The organism is Bacillus cereus group sp. BceL291, assembly GCF_051776705.1.
Classification (GTDB): Bacteria; Bacillota; Bacilli; order Bacillales; family Bacillaceae_G; genus Bacillus_A; species Bacillus_A cereus.
The window spans coordinates 53,987-71,019 of sequence record NZ_JBPWAP010000028.1 but is presented as its reverse complement, the minus strand read 5'-3'; the positions used below and the strand labels follow the sequence as shown (position 1 = coordinate 71,019).

Below are 17,033 nucleotides of genomic sequence, written 5' to 3'. Positions count from 1 at the left end.
ATCATCTCCCAAAATTCCCCCATACATTTATAAAATTTTCATGTATGGTTTATTATAAACTGGCTGGGTTTTCAATGATAATGGTGGCTTACTATTAAGTTACTAAAAACATAAAAGCCCTTCTGTGGCTAAAATAATCACCGTTCAAGAAATTCAAATACCCTCAAGGGTAATCTATAGAGTGATTCCTACATGAAGTTACTTCCTACAAAGGTAACTGCATAGAATTGATAACTTTTATGCGAAAAACCTTATAAATACGGAATTTTATAAGAATAAATATTCATCTAAATACATCATTCTCGCCAGATTGAAACCCTAGTGATTTATTCACTTGAAGGTATCATCTCACTGAATCTATAAGGATGCCGGTTGAAGCCTTACTGCTAACGGAATGAGCTACACGGTTACAACTCTGAAGGGTATTCACGATATTATCTATCTAGTTTACATAATAAATCTTATAACCAGTAATTTATAATAGTTAATTATCTATAGTAAGTTATTATCTTAGTAGATGATCCTCACAGAAGTGGGGCTAGTAAGGGTTAATCTTATCAGATGGAAAGCCTACCTAGTAAGCAGTGAATCTCCTCAGATTGAAATGCTTACCCGTATATCCACCTAGTTAATGTACCTATAAGTTATGCTTTATAGCTAAGTCTATAAGGTTACTATGTGGTGATGTCGATACCACACAGCGTATTGGAAGAGGACTTGAGAGAGTGTGCAAAAGGGCCGATAAACACAGAGGTAATATAGCAAGAGCTACAACAACAGAGAGTAGCACAGGAGAGTACATACAGAGCCGTCACACAGTGGATGTAACAGAGGATACAAAGAAGAGGAGGCAACAGAGCGAACAACAACAAAGGAATTGATGAGCGATCAGGAAAAGAAAAAAGAGCGACACGACAGAGAAGAAGCGAAAGTAAGTCGAATATAGAGGAGAACTTACAAGCTTATAATTCTCCTGTGATTTAATTTTTGACGAATGGCTCGAGGGAAAATCCAACAAGGGCTAGAGGCGTGGGGGTGGACAAAGAAAAGCGGCGGGGCTGGTGGGGAACCAATCTCTATTATATGTCTAATTACTTCAGAGTGAGAGCTCAGGAGATTTTCTCTAATAAGTTTAGGGAAAAAAACTTGACGAATTACTATATTTGATTGTATATTTAAATGTTAATGTATTTACAATTAGGATAATTCTTGGTATAATGTCTATAGAAGCTGAGATTAGGGAATTACCTCCTGAGTTTTCAGTTTCTACCGATCCTTTCTTTACACTTCAGAGATCCCTCCTTCTCTAAAAGTCTACTTTTTAAAATGTTGCTTTCGATTGCAACGCATTCAAGTTCTTTCCTTTCTCCTTTTTTGTGACAAGCAAGTCTCCTCTTGAGTGAGAAATCCTTGAGAGGATAACTTGCTTGTACAGCATAGCCTTTTAAGCTCAAAAAAAATATCTCGCCGGGCTCTTAATAGAGTCACTAAAAATCATATGGAAAGTTTAGATTCCAAGCGCTTTTTAATGTGATTTTCTTCCGTAGTAGAAACTCTTCTTCGAGGCATTGCGTCCAATCCTGAGCTACTTACTTAGGATCCGGGCGAGATATTTTTTATCTATTAAGTTAAATTTCTAACAAAACACACCCTTGAAAGGAATGATTTATTTTTGAAACTGGATATTACATTGCCTGAGACTGATCTCAGAGCTAGAAACCATCTCCGTTATATCATCTTCTGTTACAAATTCCACTATATCTCAATAGTCGACCTTTGCAATAAAGCAGGGCTTCATTATCAGCAGTTCAAGAGGGCAATCAAAGGAGAATCATCTTACAGATCACAATGTTCGGTAGGTTCCAGACTAGTAGCGCAACTTCCGTGGATGACTTCAGAAGCTATGATTCAGGAAAGCTTACAACTACTTGACGACATCTCAGAGAAGCTCAAACGATTCGACAAGCTTCAAGAGAGCGAAAAACTCCAAGGCGGTGACTCTCATGAGTAATCAAAGCGAGAAGACCTCTAAGCAATCCCCTAAAACGAAAAACTCCCAAAAAGTAAAAGATATCTCCAATAGTAAGACCCTTAAAGATTGGAGAGAATTGGATACTTCAATCACACTTTCACCCTCAAGCTATGATAACGATTTACAATTCCACATGAGTATTCCTATAGAGTTATCAGCATCTCTCAATCTAAAGCAACAAGATTTCCTCCACAACTTAATCGAAACGAAAATGAATATTTCCAGAGCGGCTGAAATGACTGGAATCTCCGAAAGCTATGGGAGAAAAATTACCCAGATGCCAAACGCGAGGGCTTATCTTTCAGCATTACGCAACCAAAGAGCTGCTACTTCAATCATGAGCTATACTGAGCTCTTATCTGAATTGTCAGCAATCGCACGAGGAAACGAGACAGACGATTTTGTAAACGCTAAGACGGATAAGATTACAGAAGTGAGAACTCCGTCAAACGTTCGAGTACAAGCTATGCAGATTTTAGCTAAGTGGCATAAGGTACTCTTTGATGGCCCTCATAACCAGAATCTTCATCTCGGAGATAAAACTATCGTTGTCGATATTGAAGGCTTAGATGATGACTTGCAAGAGCCTGAACTTAAAGATATAACTCCAGGGCCTGACGTTATCAACATTAAAGAATAAAACTTTAAATCATAAATCACTAAAGAATACAACAAAAAAGGATGATACAAGTATGACAAACTCTATTAACTTTGAAGCGTTCATGAGAACACCAGCAGGAAGAAAACTACAAGCCGAATCTGAAAAATACATAGCTGATCTTAAAGCAGAACATGCTGAGAAAAAAGAGCAGCTTAAAAGCAAAGAATTTGTATATGGCGAATTGACTACAGGAGCTTCTCACCTCCGAAATGTGCAACTCTATCGTGAGATTGAGGGGATTCCTTCTGTCGTAGATACAAACTCTTGGGGACAGGTCGATAAGATTACTCCGCTGAAAAATTACAGAGATATCTCTCCAACTCTTGCTGAGGACATTAAAAAGGCTAATCCGCTGGTATACAGACGCTTACGTTCCAACGACTTAAAGGATATCCCGAAATCTGACGACTTCTATGAGACTGAAATCTACTCGGAGAATTGTCCTGTTGAGATTTTTGACGCCTATATTCAAAGACCTAGCAATGATCCGGAGAGTCCAAGATACTCTAAAGATTGGCTCGATCATTATAATAGCCCTAAGGATTTTGAAAACGGCGAAAGCAAGCAACTCAAACAACTTACCGAGCTTTATTCTACAGAGAACCTTCGAGGAATCGCACAAGATATCCGAAATCTCCAAACTGAGATTGAGAACATCGAGAAGGAGATTCACTAATGGCTATCCTCAACGATAAAACAATAAATGACTCACTCCATGAGGTAAAAACCTCAGAGGGGTTTTCCTTCATAGTGTCTACTCATGAACTTCGCAATTTATCTTCTTGGATTCAACCTTCAGAGCATTCCTTCGATGACCTAATCTTCTACGGTAAACTTATTCTGGCTGATAGAAAATCTCTAAAGCGACAACTTAAGAGAAATTACAAGCCTATCCGGATTCTCAATGAGTCTGATCGTTTTGTGTGGTTTATCTCAGAAGATCTCTTCCGCTCGCCAGTAGCTTTCTCTCTAGAAGATAGAAACTTGAAGTTTGAAATCTCAGAGGAAGATCGGGATATCTTGAAAGGTCTAATGACGGATAAACTTGCAAGGCAGTTACTTTCGTAGCTGTCTTTTTTGTTTGGAATCATAGAAGGGGAAAGAAATCTTAAAATAATTTCAAATTTGCACTTGAAAAGTCTCGAGACTTTGTGTTAATCTTTAATCACCGAGGTGGTGAAACAACATGAGTGATGTAATTAAACGAAAGAAGCAAAGCCGCAGAGAATATATTGCTAGCCTGTTTCAAGTTTCTGAGTCTGATGGAGATCAGTTAGCACGTCTGCATTCATGTCTGAAGGGTATCGAGTCTCCTAGGCGTAGGGAGCTGGTAGAGCAGGTACTCGAGCTAGTGGAGAACGGTAAACCATTAACTCCTAGAAAGCCCAGAGAGAAACTAGAAGATGATACAAATAAGGAGCCCAATAGGTAAAAGGGCTTCAAATTTTTACTTAAAAAGTCTCGAGACTTTATTGAAGAAAGAATATAATAACTTAATGGAGGAATTTAAAATGAAATTAGTAGGAAACGATACTTTTAACGGAATGAATAAGCTTAATGAGATGAACAATCAAGGGAAACTTTATATGACATTACTTAATTCGATAGATAACTTGAAGGACGAAATCTATGAGTTTGAAGCCGCATACAACGAATTATCTTTTGTTTCAGGAGATGACATTGAAGAAGATGAGCTTCAAAAGGAGATTATCACGAGTAGGTTATTGGATTTCTATAGGGATTTGGAACAGTGTAAGGATCAATTGATTAAAACTGCAAAAGGTTTTACTCTGAAGGAAATTCAGTACTTACATGTGAACTATAAGAGTTATCAAAGCTGATGTCTATTTAGAGTTACTTCCGAGTAACATATAGTCTGGATGAGGAGAGGAGCGACAAGTCGTCACTCCTCTCTATCTTTAAGGTCTTCAGCCTTTTCTTCATTATCTTTTATTGCGTTTTCTCTGACTATACTTAGAAACACCTTCGCAAAAGTCTCGCAATCTAAAGTCCCAACAGTTTCAACTTTCATCTTCTCACTCCTTTTTATCTCTTAGGTCTTCAGCCTTTATGATTTCTTTATATTTTTCGAGGTCAATCTCACCGTTTAAGATTTCCTTCCTGACTATCTCAACAAACTTCTCTGCAAATAGTTTGCAATTAAGTTCCCCTACAACGTTAACAATCACTTGCTTTCACCTCCTTGTTAGCAGAAGAGTCTTCAGCCTTTGAAATTTCTTTATATTTATTTATGTCTATTTCACCGTTACGTATCTTCCTGCGAACTATCTCCATAAAGGTTTCTGCAAAGAGTTTGCAATTAAGTTCACCTGTTGTAGTCACATGCAACTTCACATCTTTTCTTTTTCCACTCATCACTTATCCTCCTTTTGGTTTGCACTAGAAATTATAACATTCTGAAGAGTTGGTTAATTTGAGAAAATCTTACCTTGACGGTAGCCTATATAATAAGGTAAGATTTTCTCAAAAGGTCACTTGACCGAAAACTGGAAAGTTTCAATTTCTGAAATGTATAGGCTATTATGATGCAAGTTTTATAGATTGGTTCGGGAGTTCGAATCTCTCCTGGGACGCTAAAAAAACCTTGTTATCTTTTGATAACAAGGTTTTTTGTTTGTCTAAAATTTAATGTTTGGGTTATAGGTGTAGTTCATTCTTGATATTTGCGACCTTTCCTTTGATATTAAGTAGTTGCATATGTACTTCTTTTTCTTAAATAAAAAGAGCGCCATTTATGCGCCCTATTCCTCTTATTTAATTTAAAGAATCAATAGGTTTATGATGGAACTCAAATCCATATCCAGATTCTCTTAATTGTTTACTTACAATATTATAAAACTCTTTACCATTCTAGTACAATTCAGCAGCAGTTATCGGAACTTATTCCCGGTAGTGTGTTACAATTAATAGAAGCGGAAAACGAGAATCTCCAATTGACTGGACCTGTGATTGGTTAGATGGTTTAAGAAGGTCGTATAAAAAAGGGAGATGGCGCAAAGATGGCGAGATCAAATGAGAATGATTTAACGGAGAAATTGGCGGAAGGTCACCGGAAATATGGTGATGGCAATTTTACAGTACAGAACATCGGTGATGAAACTAACCCGAATTGGACTGTCGTAAAAAATGTGAGGAAAGGATCGGCAGGCATTCGCGAAGGAGAAGATATATTAAGACTGCGATCAAAATATATAAAATAGTACGGAAATGGGCGGAGCGGGAGTTCGAATCTCTCCTGGGACGCTAAGAAAACCTTGTTATCTTTTGATAACAAGGTTTTTTGTTTGTTTTAAATTAGTTGTTAATAAACTTGTCAAAGACAAAACCATAATCTTTCACATTATATTGTTTCTTCGTATCAACAAGCCAGTTAAAGGCGATCTCGTTCATCTCTTTAAATTGCTCTGCTAAGTTTACTTGTGCGTTTGAAATGCGGCTAAAGGCATTAGATGCCATATCTAAACTTTTATGTGCATATTGTAATGTAATATCGTTGTCGTATGAAATTTCTTCGATTTTAAGTAAAGCCTTATATAAATCTTTTAATTCTTCAATATGTTTTTTATGAACATCAATTGAGTAATGCTCATCGCCCATTTGGAACTTAATTTCTACATCTAAATCAATCGTTCCCGCAGTTTCAAGCGCTACGTTTTTAATTTGATATTTACTATAGCTAAAGCGGCGTAGTGTACGTTTTTTACTTGTTGCGCTTGTACCGTCTAAGTGAATTAACCCTTTGTTTGTGAAACAATATTCATCTGATTTCGATTTGATTAGAAAGTAAATTTTCTCCCCATCTTCATGCATTACATAATCATCGGCATCGACCTTATCATAGTCTTTAGGTGTAATAACAGAACCTACATCGCTTAGTCCTAATACATCTGCGGCCATTTTTTTTAAACATATATAATCCCCCTTGTAAATTAAAGCCTTAATTGTACAAAAATATATTAACATGATCTTCATCCTTTGTTTTCTTGTAATACGAAAATATCTGAAGGTAAGTTAAGAAAAGTAATGAATAATTATTTTGATCCTAAATTATTTAGTAAATCTATTAGTTTAAGAGTGGATTCTCCGAAAAATAACCAAGAGAAAAAAGTTAATTTTGCAAGTGATTATAAATAAATTCCGTGAAAGCACCTCAAGCGATATGAGGTGTTTTTCAATCTCTTTTTGAAATCTTACAATTCTGTAAGGTAACTGTAAGGTAGTTCGATGGTAAGAAATTGCTAATCTTTTATAATGAAGATAACAACGATAAAACGAGGAGGCAGAAATGATGAAAGGATTAGTTGTAACGGGCTTGACGGTTGCTTTTGGATTTGTAGCGTATGAGAAATTAACGTATGTAGTTGATGTTGTGAAACATTTGATTGCTTAGAGAAAACAGCCATGAGAGGGAAAGGGAATGAGTGAATGAATGGAATGGTTATTTGGAATTATAGGTACTTGTAGTGTAGTGTTATTGTTCTTTGTCCCAAGTGGTATACTTAGTTCGACAACAAGTTTGTTCTTCTTAAGTTTGTTTGCTTGTACGATGCTTATTATTATGTTTTTAATGAAGCGAAGTAAACCAATCTTCTATTTTAGCATGATTGTTATGGCAATTATTGTTCTCCAAATTATTACCCTTGTAATATACCCCACAATTATAAAAGCTTTCCATTAATGATGAATCCTCTGCGTTTGTTGCTGGGGATTTTTACTTGTACAATTTTAATTTTTAGTAGAGATTTATTTGTATTGGAATGTAAAAATTAAATATTTTCATATTTCAAACAAATAATTTAGGGATGTTGTGTTCTCATTACGCATTTGATATATTTACTTTGAACATAATTAAAATCAAGAAAAAGAGGCGGACGTATGGATAAAAAAGAAAATACGGTCGTATTGTTTCCACAACTATCAGAGCGCTATATTGATGAAGGTTTTTTAGCGCTGAAAGAGCGGAAGTTCGAAGATGCATTGCGCTGCTTTGAAATATTACGTCAGTATAATGCGGAAACGGAACAAACGGAATTAGCTTCAGTTATTTGTTTACTCGAATTAAAACGTATGGAAGAAGCGAAAGACAAATGTGAACAGTTGCTTAAAACAGGAGTTGTCTTATTTGGTGATATTCTTGAAACGTACGTGACTATTTTAGTTCAAACAAATGATTATGAAGGTGTTATTGAAACTGTTGAAAAGGTTTTACAAACGAAAGATATAATGCCTGATCAAAAGGAAAAATTAGCGCAGCTTGCTTTATTTGCAGAAGGTATGCTAAATGAGGGAGACGCATCGCTAGTGGATTCAAATTTTGAGTTGGATGAGTTTACTAAAGAAATTTTTGGAGAAAACTTTGGACAGAAGCTAAGAGCGATTCAGCGACTTTCATTAAAAGACTTAGATCTTGCATTACCTGTTTTAAAGAAATTTTTAATAGACGAAGAGCAACACCCCTATTTGAAAACTTCTATTTTGTATAAAATGATAGAAAGTCAGGTAGAAGAGGAAATAGAGGTAGAAAAGTTTGGGAATACGATTAAGGTAATTCCAGCATTTACAGGTCATAATGAGGAGCAATCCAATAACATTATACATAAATTATCAAGTCGATTAGAGCAAAAATATCCCGATATATTTGAAGCGATGGTTACATATTGGAAAGAATTGCAAATTAGCGTTTTCCCATTCGCTCTATTAATGGATAAAGAAGAGATTTGGTCAGCTGTTTTAGAGAGAATTGGAAGAAAGCGTTTCGGATTGGCTATTGATGAAGAAGAGCTTATGGCAGCATACAATATCGAATTGGAAGAGTTTCATATTGCCTATCAATGGTTATTACGTGTTGAAAGAGAAGGATATTTGCCCGTATAATTATGAAAAAGAATCGTTCAGTTCTTGAAACGAGCATATTCTATGTTATAATGTAAGGGTTGCAAAAGGCAGAAAACTGCCTGTTTGTAAGAGAAGAGAAGTGTAATTCTCTTACTTAATATGTTTCATATTATTCTCGAACAAAATATACCGTAGTTGTCTTCTGGGCAATTAGTAGATTGGAACATTATATCTGAAAGCTTTTGCTAGAGGATTATTTGTGTATTTGTTATTTCAAAAAAGAGATAATGAAGATCTTAATCTATAGAGGTATGTGCATACATTATTATAGTTGGAGGGAAAGAATAAATGTCTACAAAATGGGAAAAATTAGAAGGTAACGTTGGCGTTTTAACAATCGAAGTTGATGCTAAAGAAGTAAACAACTCTATCGACGCTGCGTTCAAAAAAGTAGTAAAAACAATTAACGTACCAGGTTTCCGTAAAGGAAAAATGCCTCGTCCATTATTCGAACAACGCTTTGGTATTGAATCTTTATACCAAGATGCTTTAGATATCATTTTACCAAAAGCATACGGTGAAGCGATTGAAGAAGCTGGTATCTTCCCAGTTGATCATCCTGAAATCGACATCGAGAAGTTCGAAAAAAATGCTAACCTTATCTTCACTGCAAAAGTTACAGTAAAACCTGAAGTTAAATTAGGTGAGTACAAAGGTTTAGCAGTAGAAAAAGTTGAAACAACTGTAACTGACGAAGATGTAGAGAACGAATTAAAATCTTTACAAGAGCGTCAAGCTGAACTAGTTGTTAAAGAAGAAGGAACTGTTGAAAACGGTGATACAGCTGTAATCGACTTCGAAGGTTTCGTTGATGGCGAAGCATTTGAAGGTGGAAAAGGCGAAAACTACTCTCTAGCAATCGGTTCTGGTACATTCATCCCAGGTTTCGAAGAGCAAGTAATCGGTCTTAAATCTGGTGAGTCTAAAGACGTTGAAGTATCATTCCCAGAAGAGTACCATGCTGCTGAATTAGCTGGCAAACCAGCAACATTCAAAGTAACAATTCACGAAATCAAAACAAAAGAACTTCCTGAGTTAAACGACGAGTTCGCTAAAGAAGCAGACGAAGCGGTTGCAACTCTTGATGAATTAAAAGCAAAACTTCGCACAAACTTAGAAGAAGGCAAAAAGCACGAAGCTGAGCACAAAGTACGTGACGAAGTAGTAGAATTAGCTGCTGCTAACGCTGAAATCGAAATTCCAGAAGCTATGATCAACACTGAGTTAGATCGTATGGTTCGTGAATTCGAGCAACGTTTAAGCCAACAAGGTATGAACCTTGAGCTTTACTACCAATTCACAGGTACTGATGCTGACAAATTAAAAGAGCAAATGAAAGAAGATGCACAAAAACGTGTAAGAATCAATCTTGTTCTTGAAGCTATCATTGAAGCTGAAAACATCGAAGTTACTGAAGAAGAAGTAACTGCAGAAGTTGAAAAAATGGCTGAAATGTACGGTATGCCAGTAGACGCTATCAAGCAAGCTCTTGGAAGCGTAGACGCTTTAGCTGAAGATCTTAAAGTGCGTAAAGCTGTAGACTTCTTAGTAGAAAACGCTGCATAATAAAATAACAAGGCACGATTAAAATCGTGCCTTGTTTTATAAATATAGAAATATATTTATAAAACTTTTCGATGGAGAAGGAAAAGTTCCTTTACAAGTCGAATATACATATTTCAAAAGTTTTAAAAATTTTTTATTTGTACATAACTAGTCATATTATTTGTATTTCTCGCCACGTAGTGACATAATATGTATTTACATACGATACATTTATCGTGTACATACGAAGGCAAGAGGTTAGCACTTTGTAAGGGGTGTGAAAATATGTTTAAATTTAATGATGAAAAAGGGCAATTAAAATGTTCTTTCTGTGGTAAAACACAAACGCAAGTTCGAAAGTTAGTGGCAGGTCCAGGTGTTTACATTTGTGACGAGTGTATCGAACTTTGTACTGAAATTGTACAAGAGGAGCTTGCGAAGGACGAAGAAGTAGAATTCAAAGATGTACCGAAACCGGTAGAAATTCGTGAAATCTTAGATGAGTATGTCATCGGGCAAGATAGCGCGAAAAAAGCACTAGCGGTAGCGGTATATAACCATTACAAACGCATTAATTCTAACAGCAAAATTGATGATGTAGAATTAGCGAAGAGTAATATCGCACTTATCGGGCCAACAGGTAGTGGTAAAACATTACTTGCACAAACGTTAGCGCGTATTCTAAATGTTCCATTTGCAATCGCGGACGCAACATCTTTAACAGAAGCTGGATATGTTGGAGAAGATGTAGAAAATATCTTACTAAAATTAATTCAAGCAGCTGATTATGATGTAGAGAAAGCGGAAAAAGGAATCATTTATATTGATGAGATTGATAAAGTGGCACGTAAGTCCGAAAATCCATCAATTACACGTGATGTATCTGGTGAAGGTGTGCAGCAAGCACTTCTGAAAATTTTAGAAGGTACTGTAGCAAGCGTTCCACCTCAAGGTGGTCGTAAGCATCCGCACCAAGAGTTTATTCAAATTGATACAACGAACATCTTATTCATTTGTGGTGGAGCGTTTGATGGCATTGAGCCGATTATTAAACGTCGCCTTGGTGAAAAAGTAATTGGATTTGGTTCTGAGAAGAAAAATGCTGATGTAAATGAGAAGCATGTTTTATCTCACGTATTACCAGAGGATCTTTTAAGATTTGGTTTAATTCCAGAGTTTATCGGTCGTCTTCCAGTTATTGCGAACCTAGAGCCACTTGATGAAGATGCTCTTGTTGATATTTTAACGAAACCGAAAAATGCACTTGTTAAGCAATTCCAAAAACTATTGGAGCTTGACGATGTTGAGTTAGAGTTTGAAGAAGGTGCACTAATCGAAATTGCGAAAAAAGCAATTGAACGTAAAACGGGTGCTCGTGGACTTCGTTCTATTATTGAAGGCTTAATGCTTGATGTAATGTTCGAACTTCCATCTCGTAAAGATATCGAGAAGTGTATTCTTACAAAAGAAACAGTAGCTGATAATGAGCCGCCAAAATTGGTGTTACAAGACGGTACTGTACTTGATACAAAAACATCTGCATAATGCGAAAGGGAAACAGCAATTTTTATAATTGCTGTTTTTCTTTATGTTTAGCTACGTTCCTCCGCGGAAATACTAAGAGATAAAATATTGCGGGAGGAAATAAATAATGAGCTGGACAAATATATTTTTAGTTGTTCAACTTGTTTTTGGTGTAATTGTCGGATTGTATTTCTGGCATTTACTTCGAAATCAACGAACACAAAAAGTTTCAATTGATCGAGAATCGAAAAAAGAATTAGAACAACTTCGTAAAATGCGTGAGATTTCTTTAACAGAGCCGCTAGCAGAAAAGGTGCGTCCTACAACCTTTTTAGATATTGTAGGGCAAGAGGACGGGATTAAGTCGTTAAAAGCGGCTCTTTGTGGTCCGAATCCGCAACATGTAATCATATATGGCCCACCAGGTGTTGGGAAAACAGCGGCAGCACGTCTTGTATTAGAAGAAGCGAAACGAAATCCTAAATCTCCATTTCGTACGAATGCAACATTTATTGAACTTGATGCGACAACAGCTCGGTTTGATGAACGTGGTATCGCAGACCCTTTAATTGGTTCGGTGCATGATCCGATTTATCAAGGTGCTGGGGCGATGGGGCAAGCAGGTATTCCGCAACCGAAAAAAGGTGCTGTAACAGATGCACATGGTGGTATTTTGTTTATTGATGAGATTGGCGAGCTCCATCCGATTCAAATGAACAAAATGTTAAAGGTGTTAGAAGATCGAAAAGTATTTTTAGAAAGTGCGTACTATAGTGAAGAAAATACAATGATCCCAACATATATACATGATATTTTCCAAAAAGGCTTACCGGCAGATTTTCGCTTAGTTGGAGCAACGACACGTTCGCCAGAGGAAATTCCTCCTGCTATTCGGTCACGTTGCTTAGAAGTATTTTTCCGTGAATTAGATACGGAAGAAATTCAAAAAGTAGCGAAAAATGCCGCGGAAAAAGTGGAAATGCAAATAGGTGAAAATGGTATTGAGATGATTGGGATGTATGCAAGGAATGGACGAGAAGCGATTAATCTCGTGCAAATCTCTGCGGGTATGGCGATAAATGAAGAACGTTCTTTCATTAAGGATGAAGATATAGAGTGGGTTGTTCACTCAAGTCAGCTTACACCGAAATATGAAAAGCGCATTTATCCGATTCCAAGGATTGGTCTTGTAAATGGTCTTGCTGTATACGGACCAAATACAGGTGCGTTATTAGAAATTGAAGTAACAGCAATTCCGGCGAAAGATAAAGGATCGGTAAATGTTACCGGAATTGTGGAAGAAGAAAGTATTGGTAGTCAAACGAAATCTATTCGTCGTAAAAGTATGGCGAAAGGCTCTGTTGATAATGTATTAACAGTACTTCGTTCTTTAGATGTGTTGCCAGAAGGATACGATATACATATTAATTTTCCAGGGGGTATCCCAATTGATGGCCCTTCTGCAGGAATCGCTATGGCAACAGGTGTATATTCTGCGGTGCATCGCACGTATGTAAATAATGAAGTAGCGATGACAGGTGAAATAAGTATACACGGAGAAGTAAAGCCTATTGGTGGTGTATACGCAAAAATAAAAGCTGCGAAAAAAGCGGGAGCTAAGAAAGTCATTATTCCTGCTGAAAATATGCAACCATTTTTGTATACGATCAAGGGAATTGAAATTATTCCTGTCCGTAAGTTAAAAGAAGTATTTGAGTTAACGTTTATGCAAGGAAATATGCATAGAGAGCTAGATGTACATACTAACGTAGACGAAACAGATGCACAATCTATGTAAAAATAAACAATAATAAAATTTGCCAGACTTCGTTTAAGTTTGTATGCTTAATCGGAGTCTTTTTCTTTTCGTGAGGTAGAAAAACAAGCTATTTACAATTGCGCGGAATCTCAGCAATTGCATCTAGGTGTATTGTAATATAAAATAGTTGAACAGGAGTTTAATTTATTATGGAGGTGCTATGTCTAGTATGAATACGAACGAAAGAATCGTGCCCCTCCTACCATTAAGAGGCGTTCTCGTATATCCAACGATGGTTTTGCATCTTGATGTAGGACGTGATAAATCGATACAAGCACTAGAGCAGGCGGCAATGGATGAAAATATCATCTTTTTAGCAATGCAAAAAGAAATGAATATCGATGATCCGAAAGAAGATGACATATATAGTGTAGGTACAGTGGCGAAAGTGAAGCAAATGTTAAAATTGCCGAACGGTACGCTTCGTGTCCTTGTGGAAGGTTTACATAGAGCAGAAGTAATAGAGTTTATCGAAGAAGAAAATGTAGTACAAGTGTCTATTAAAACGGTAACTGAAGAAGTAGAAGATGATTTAGAAGAGAAAGCTTTTATGCGTACGTTACTGGAGCATTTCGAACAATATATTAAAGTTTCGAAAAAAGTTTCAAATGAAACTTTTGCAACGGTAGCTGATGTGGAAGAACCAGGGAGATTAGCTGATTTAATTGCTTCTCACTTGCCGATTAAAACGAAGCAGAAACAAGAGATTTTAGAGATTGTATCTGTAAAAGAACGATTACAAACACTTATTTCAATTATTCAAGATGAACAAGAGTTACTTAGCCTAGAAAAGAAAATTGGGCAAAAAGTGAAACGTTCCATGGAGCGCACGCAAAAAGAATATTTCTTACGTGAGCAAATGAAGGCGATTCAAACTGAACTTGGCGACAAAGAAGGCAAGGGCGGAGAAGTAGAAGAACTTCGTGAGAAAATTGAACAGTCAGGAATGCCGGAAGAAACAATGAAGGCTGCCCTGAAAGAATTAGATCGTTATGAAAAGTTACCAGCAAGTTCTGCGGAGAGTGGTGTTATTCGCAATTATATTGATTGGTTATTAGCGCTTCCGTGGACAGAGGCAACAGAAGATATAATTGATCTTGCTCATTCGGAAGAGATTTTAAATAACGATCATTACGGTCTTGAAAAAGTGAAAGAGCGTGTACTTGAATATTTAGCTGTACAGAAGTTAACGAATTCATTAAAAGGACCTATCCTTTGTTTAGTAGGCCCTCCTGGGGTCGGCAAAACTTCGTTAGCGCGTTCAATTGCAACATCATTGAATCGTAACTTCGTCCGTGTATCTCTTGGTGGTGTGCGTGATGAATCTGAAATTCGTGGTCACCGTCGTACATATGTTGGAGCAATGCCAGGACGCATTATTCAAGGTATGAAAAAGGCGAAAACAGTTAATCCAGTCTTCTTATTAGATGAGATTGATAAAATGTCTAACGATTTCCGTGGAGATCCATCAGCGGCATTACTTGAAGTATTAGATCCAGAACAAAACCATAACTTCAGTGATCATTACATTGAAGAACCATATGATCTATCAAAAGTTATGTTTGTAGCAACTGCTAATACACTTTCAAGTATTCCAGGTCCATTACTTGACCGCATGGAAATCATTTCGATTGCTGGCTATACAGAACTTGAAAACGTACACATTGCTCGTGAGCATTTATTGCCGAAACAATTAAAAGAACATGGCTTACGAAAAGGTAATTTACAAGTGCGTGATGAAGCGCTGCTTGAGATTATTCGTTATTATACACGTGAGGCTGGTGTTCGTACGCTAGAGCGCCAAATTGCAAAAGTTTGCCGTAAAGTAGCGAAGATTATCGTTACAGCAGAACGTAAACGTATCGTTGTGACAGAGAAAAAGATTGTTGATTTACTTGGTAAACACATATTCCGTTATGGGCAAGCTGAAAAAACAGACCAAGTTGGTATGGCAACAGGTCTAGCTTACACAGCAGCAGGCGGCGATACACTTGCCATTGAAGTTTCTGTAGCGCCAGGAAAAGGGAAACTAATTTTAACAGGGAAACTTGGGGATGTTATGAAAGAATCAGCACAAGCTGCGTTTAGTTATATACGTTCTCGTGCAGAAGAGCTTCAGATCGATCCGAATTTCCATGAGAAAAATGATATTCATATTCACGTTCCAGAAGGAGCAGTTCCAAAAGACGGACCGTCAGCAGGTATTACGATGGCAACGGCACTTATTTCTGCGCTAACAGGTATTCCTGTAAGTAAAGAAGTGGGTATGACAGGTGAAATTACACTTCGTGGTCGTGTATTACCAATTGGTGGTTTAAAAGAAAAAACATTAAGTGCTCACCGCGCAGGCTTAACAAAAATTATTTTGCCAGCAGAAAACGAGAAAGATTTAGATGATATTCCAGAGAGCGTAAAAGAAAACCTTACGTTTGTGCTTGCATCTCATTTAGATGAAGTATTGGAGCACGCATTAGTAGGAGTGAAACAATGAAAGTAACAAAAGCAGATATTGTAATTAGTGCTGTTAAACCAGAACAATATCCAGACAGTGATTTACCAGAAATTGCATTAGCAGGTCGTTCAAATGTGGGGAAGTCTTCCTTTATTAATAAAATTTTAAATCGTAAAAAGTTAGTGCGTATTTCTTCTAAACCAGGAAAAACGCAAACGCTGAACTTTTTCTTAATCAATGAGATGATGCACTTTGTTGACGTTCCAGGTTATGGATATGCAAAAGTATCTAAATCAGAGCGCGCTGCATGGGGGAAAATGATTGAAACGTACTTTACAACTCGTGAGCAATTAGACGCAGCTGTATTAGTAGTTGATTTACGTCACCAACCAACAAGTGATGACGTGATGATGTATGATTTCTTAAAGCATTATGAAATCCCAACAATTATTATTGCGACGAAAGCCGATAAAATTCCGAAAGGGAAATGGCAAAAGCATTTAAAAGTTGTAAAAGAAACGCTTGCTGTTGAAATTGGCGATGAAATTGTTCTATTCTCTTCTGAAACAGGACTTGGAAAAGAAGAAGCGTGGAAAGCAATTCATAAATTTACAAAAACAAAAAACGCGTGACGAATGTCGCGCGTTTTTGTTTTGCTAAATTTTTTAGCGTACGTTTAATGTAACTTCAATATTTCCTCGTGTTGCTTTCGAGTAAGGACATACACCGTGAGCCGCTTCTACAAGTTCTTGTGCTTCGCTATGTGAAACGCCAGCCACATGTACATCAAGTACAGCAGATAGACCGAAACCACCATCTGTATCTTTTCCGATAGAAACGTGAGCAGTTACTTCTGTACTTTCTACTTTCACACGTTTTGTACGAATGACAAGTTGTAATGCACTATCGAAACAAGCTGCATAACCAGCTGCAAATAGTTGTTCTGGATTTGTTGCTTCTCCGCCTGCACCACCTAGTGCTTTCGGCATTTTTACATCAAGATTTAATATGCCATCATCTGAAACTACTTTCCCATTTCTTCCACCTGTTGCTGTTACTGAAGCAGTATATAATTTATCCATAT

General features: G+C 36.9%; 18 protein-coding genes and 1 pseudogene. 13 read left to right on the top strand and 6 right to left on the bottom strand.

Annotation, left to right across the window (positions count from 1 at the left end; all coding sequences use genetic code 11):
• Positions 1-2,003: 2,003 nt before the first annotated feature.
• From ACS2CR_RS18445 to ACS2CR_RS18425, 5 genes are all read left to right on the top strand, one after another.
• Positions 2,004-2,672 carry a terminase small subunit gene (locus ACS2CR_RS18445; protein WP_053514504.1) on the top strand — a complete coding sequence of 223 codons (669 nt, stop codon included), beginning with the start codon at positions 2,004-2,006 and terminating at the stop codon, positions 2,670-2,672.
• A gap of 52 nt (positions 2,673-2,724) precedes the next feature.
• Positions 2,725-3,369, top strand: a complete 645-nt coding sequence (locus ACS2CR_RS18440) for a hypothetical protein (RefSeq protein ID WP_053514503.1) — start codon at positions 2,725-2,727, stop codon at positions 3,367-3,369.
• Positions 3,369-3,761 (top strand): hypothetical protein, encoded by a 393-nt coding sequence (locus ACS2CR_RS18435; RefSeq protein WP_053514502.1) that lies wholly within the window; start codon positions 3,369-3,371, stop codon positions 3,759-3,761. The genes ACS2CR_RS18440 and ACS2CR_RS18435 overlap by 1 nt, the downstream gene beginning before the upstream one ends.
• A 118-nt stretch (positions 3,762-3,879) precedes the next feature.
• Positions 3,880-4,125: a hypothetical protein gene (locus tag ACS2CR_RS18430; RefSeq protein ID WP_016110942.1), complete on the top strand. Its 246-nt coding sequence runs from the start codon at positions 3,880-3,882 to the stop codon at positions 4,123-4,125.
• A 79-nt stretch (positions 4,126-4,204) separates the two neighbouring features.
• A complete protein-coding gene (locus tag ACS2CR_RS18425) occupies positions 4,205-4,534 on the top strand; it encodes a hypothetical protein (RefSeq protein ID WP_053514501.1) in 330 nt (109 codons plus the stop codon).
• Positions 4,535-4,596: 62 nt separating this feature from the next.
• On the opposite strand, the gene ACS2CR_RS18420 is transcribed toward ACS2CR_RS18425, so the two are convergent.
• From ACS2CR_RS18420 to ACS2CR_RS18405, 4 genes and pseudogenes are all read right to left on the bottom strand, one after another.
• Entirely contained in the window at positions 4,597-4,725 is a 129-nt protein-coding gene (locus ACS2CR_RS18420; RefSeq protein WP_254912756.1) for a hypothetical protein, read from the bottom strand.
• A 4-nt stretch (positions 4,726-4,729) separates the two neighbouring features.
• Positions 4,730-4,882 (bottom strand): hypothetical protein, encoded by a 153-nt coding sequence (locus ACS2CR_RS18415; protein WP_170924153.1) that lies wholly within the window; start codon positions 4,880-4,882, stop codon positions 4,730-4,732.
• Entirely contained in the window at positions 4,872-5,069 is a 198-nt protein-coding gene (locus ACS2CR_RS18410) for a hypothetical protein (protein WP_053512745.1), read from the bottom strand. Before ACS2CR_RS18410 ends, ACS2CR_RS18415 begins: the two co-directional genes overlap by 11 nt.
• A 399-nt stretch (positions 5,070-5,468) precedes the next feature.
• Positions 5,469-5,561: pseudogene (locus ACS2CR_RS18405) on the bottom strand (DUF6572 domain-containing protein); the annotation flags it as partial.
• A 152-nt stretch (positions 5,562-5,713) separates the two neighbouring features.
• Between ACS2CR_RS18405 and ACS2CR_RS18400 the strand changes: the two are divergent.
• Positions 5,714-5,914 (top strand): hypothetical protein, encoded by a 201-nt coding sequence (locus ACS2CR_RS18400; protein WP_000124460.1) that lies wholly within the window; start codon positions 5,714-5,716, stop codon positions 5,912-5,914.
• Between the two features lie 94 nt (positions 5,915-6,008).
• On the opposite strand, the gene ACS2CR_RS18395 is transcribed toward ACS2CR_RS18400, so the two are convergent.
• The gene (locus tag ACS2CR_RS18395) at positions 6,009-6,677 is read right to left on the bottom strand and encodes a PH domain-containing protein (protein WP_309567689.1); all 669 of its coding nucleotides are present in this window, start codon (positions 6,675-6,677) and stop codon (positions 6,009-6,011) included.
• Between the two features lie 466 nt (positions 6,678-7,143).
• On the opposite strand from ACS2CR_RS18395, the gene ACS2CR_RS18390 reads away from it, so the two are divergent.
• The 7 genes from ACS2CR_RS18390 to ysxC all read left to right on the top strand — a co-directional run bounded on the left by ACS2CR_RS18390 (position 7,144) and on the right by ysxC (position 16,581).
• Positions 7,144-7,392 carry a hypothetical protein gene (locus ACS2CR_RS18390; protein WP_001983650.1) on the top strand — a complete coding sequence of 83 codons (249 nt, stop codon included), beginning with the start codon at positions 7,144-7,146 and terminating at the stop codon, positions 7,390-7,392.
• A gap of 197 nt (positions 7,393-7,589) precedes the next feature.
• Entirely contained in the window at positions 7,590-8,588 is a 999-nt protein-coding gene (locus tag ACS2CR_RS18385) for a hypothetical protein (RefSeq protein WP_000358271.1), read from the top strand.
• Between the two features lie 309 nt (positions 8,589-8,897).
• On the top strand, positions 8,898-10,175 hold the full coding sequence (gene tig / locus ACS2CR_RS18380; protein ID WP_000105215.1) for a trigger factor: 1,278 nt from the start codon (positions 8,898-8,900) through the stop codon (positions 10,173-10,175).
• Between the two features lie 264 nt (positions 10,176-10,439).
• Positions 10,440-11,699 (top strand): ATP-dependent protease ATP-binding subunit ClpX, encoded by a 1,260-nt coding sequence (clpX, locus tag ACS2CR_RS18375; RefSeq protein ID WP_000472289.1) that lies wholly within the window; start codon positions 10,440-10,442, stop codon positions 11,697-11,699.
• A 106-nt stretch (positions 11,700-11,805) separates the two neighbouring features.
• On the top strand, positions 11,806-13,476 hold the full coding sequence (gene lonB / locus ACS2CR_RS18370) for an ATP-dependent protease LonB (protein ID WP_000119180.1): 1,671 nt from the start codon (positions 11,806-11,808) through the stop codon (positions 13,474-13,476).
• Positions 13,477-13,657: 181 nt separating this feature from the next.
• Positions 13,658-15,988 carry an endopeptidase La gene (gene lon, locus ACS2CR_RS18365; RefSeq protein WP_438906070.1) on the top strand — a complete coding sequence of 777 codons (2,331 nt, stop codon included), beginning with the start codon at positions 13,658-13,660 and terminating at the stop codon, positions 15,986-15,988.
• The gene (ysxC, locus tag ACS2CR_RS18360; protein WP_000869116.1) at positions 15,985-16,581 is read left to right on the top strand and encodes a ribosome biogenesis GTP-binding protein YsxC; all 597 of its coding nucleotides are present in this window, start codon (positions 15,985-15,987) and stop codon (positions 16,579-16,581) included. The genes lon and ysxC overlap by 4 nt, the downstream gene beginning before the upstream one ends.
• Positions 16,582-16,614: 33 nt before the next feature.
• Here ysxC and ACS2CR_RS18355 read toward each other — a convergent pair whose 3' ends face one another.
• Positions 16,615-17,031, bottom strand: a complete 417-nt coding sequence (locus tag ACS2CR_RS18355) for an organic hydroperoxide resistance protein (RefSeq protein WP_000359781.1) — start codon at positions 17,029-17,031, stop codon at positions 16,615-16,617.
• Between the last annotated feature and the right edge of the window lie 2 nt (positions 17,032-17,033).

What these genes read in the sequence shown, in the direction of transcription:
- ACS2CR_RS18445 (WP_053514504.1), top strand. Translation starts at nt 2,004, where the DNA reads ATGAGTAATCAAAGCGAGAAGACCTCTAAGCAATCCCCTAAAACGAAA.
- ACS2CR_RS18440 (WP_053514503.1), top strand. Translation starts at nt 2,725, where the DNA reads ATGACAAACTCTATTAACTTTGAAGCGTTCATGAGAACACCAGCAGGA.
- ACS2CR_RS18435 (WP_053514502.1), top strand. Translation starts at nt 3,369, where the DNA reads ATGGCTATCCTCAACGATAAAACAATAAATGACTCACTCCATGAGGTA.
- ACS2CR_RS18430 (WP_016110942.1), top strand. Translation starts at nt 3,880, where the DNA reads ATGAGTGATGTAATTAAACGAAAGAAGCAAAGCCGCAGAGAATATATT.
- ACS2CR_RS18425 (WP_053514501.1), top strand. Translation starts at nt 4,205, where the DNA reads ATGAAATTAGTAGGAAACGATACTTTTAACGGAATGAATAAGCTTAAT.
- ACS2CR_RS18420 (WP_254912756.1), bottom strand. Translation starts at nt 4,725, where the DNA reads ATGAAAGTTGAAACTGTTGGGACTTTAGATTGCGAGACTTTTGCGAAG.
- ACS2CR_RS18410 (WP_053512745.1), bottom strand. Translation starts at nt 5,069, where the DNA reads ATGAGTGGAAAAAGAAAAGATGTGAAGTTGCATGTGACTACAACAGGT.
- ACS2CR_RS18400 (WP_000124460.1), top strand. Translation starts at nt 5,714, where the DNA reads ATGGCGAGATCAAATGAGAATGATTTAACGGAGAAATTGGCGGAAGGT.
- ACS2CR_RS18395 (WP_309567689.1), bottom strand. Translation starts at nt 6,677, where the DNA reads ATGTTAATATATTTTTGTACAATTAAGGCTTTAATTTACAAGGGGGAT.
- ACS2CR_RS18390 (WP_001983650.1), top strand. Translation starts at nt 7,144, where the DNA reads ATGGAATGGTTATTTGGAATTATAGGTACTTGTAGTGTAGTGTTATTG.
- ACS2CR_RS18385 (WP_000358271.1), top strand. Translation starts at nt 7,590, where the DNA reads ATGGATAAAAAAGAAAATACGGTCGTATTGTTTCCACAACTATCAGAG.
- tig (WP_000105215.1), top strand. Translation starts at nt 8,898, where the DNA reads ATGTCTACAAAATGGGAAAAATTAGAAGGTAACGTTGGCGTTTTAACA.
- clpX (WP_000472289.1), top strand. Translation starts at nt 10,440, where the DNA reads ATGTTTAAATTTAATGATGAAAAAGGGCAATTAAAATGTTCTTTCTGT.
- lonB (WP_000119180.1), top strand. Translation starts at nt 11,806, where the DNA reads ATGAGCTGGACAAATATATTTTTAGTTGTTCAACTTGTTTTTGGTGTA.
- lon (WP_438906070.1), top strand. Translation starts at nt 13,658, where the DNA reads ATGTCTAGTATGAATACGAACGAAAGAATCGTGCCCCTCCTACCATTA.
- ysxC (WP_000869116.1), top strand. Translation starts at nt 15,985, where the DNA reads ATGAAAGTAACAAAAGCAGATATTGTAATTAGTGCTGTTAAACCAGAA.
- ACS2CR_RS18355 (WP_000359781.1), bottom strand. Translation starts at nt 17,031, where the DNA reads ATGGATAAATTATATACTGCTTCAGTAACAGCAACAGGTGGAAGAAAT.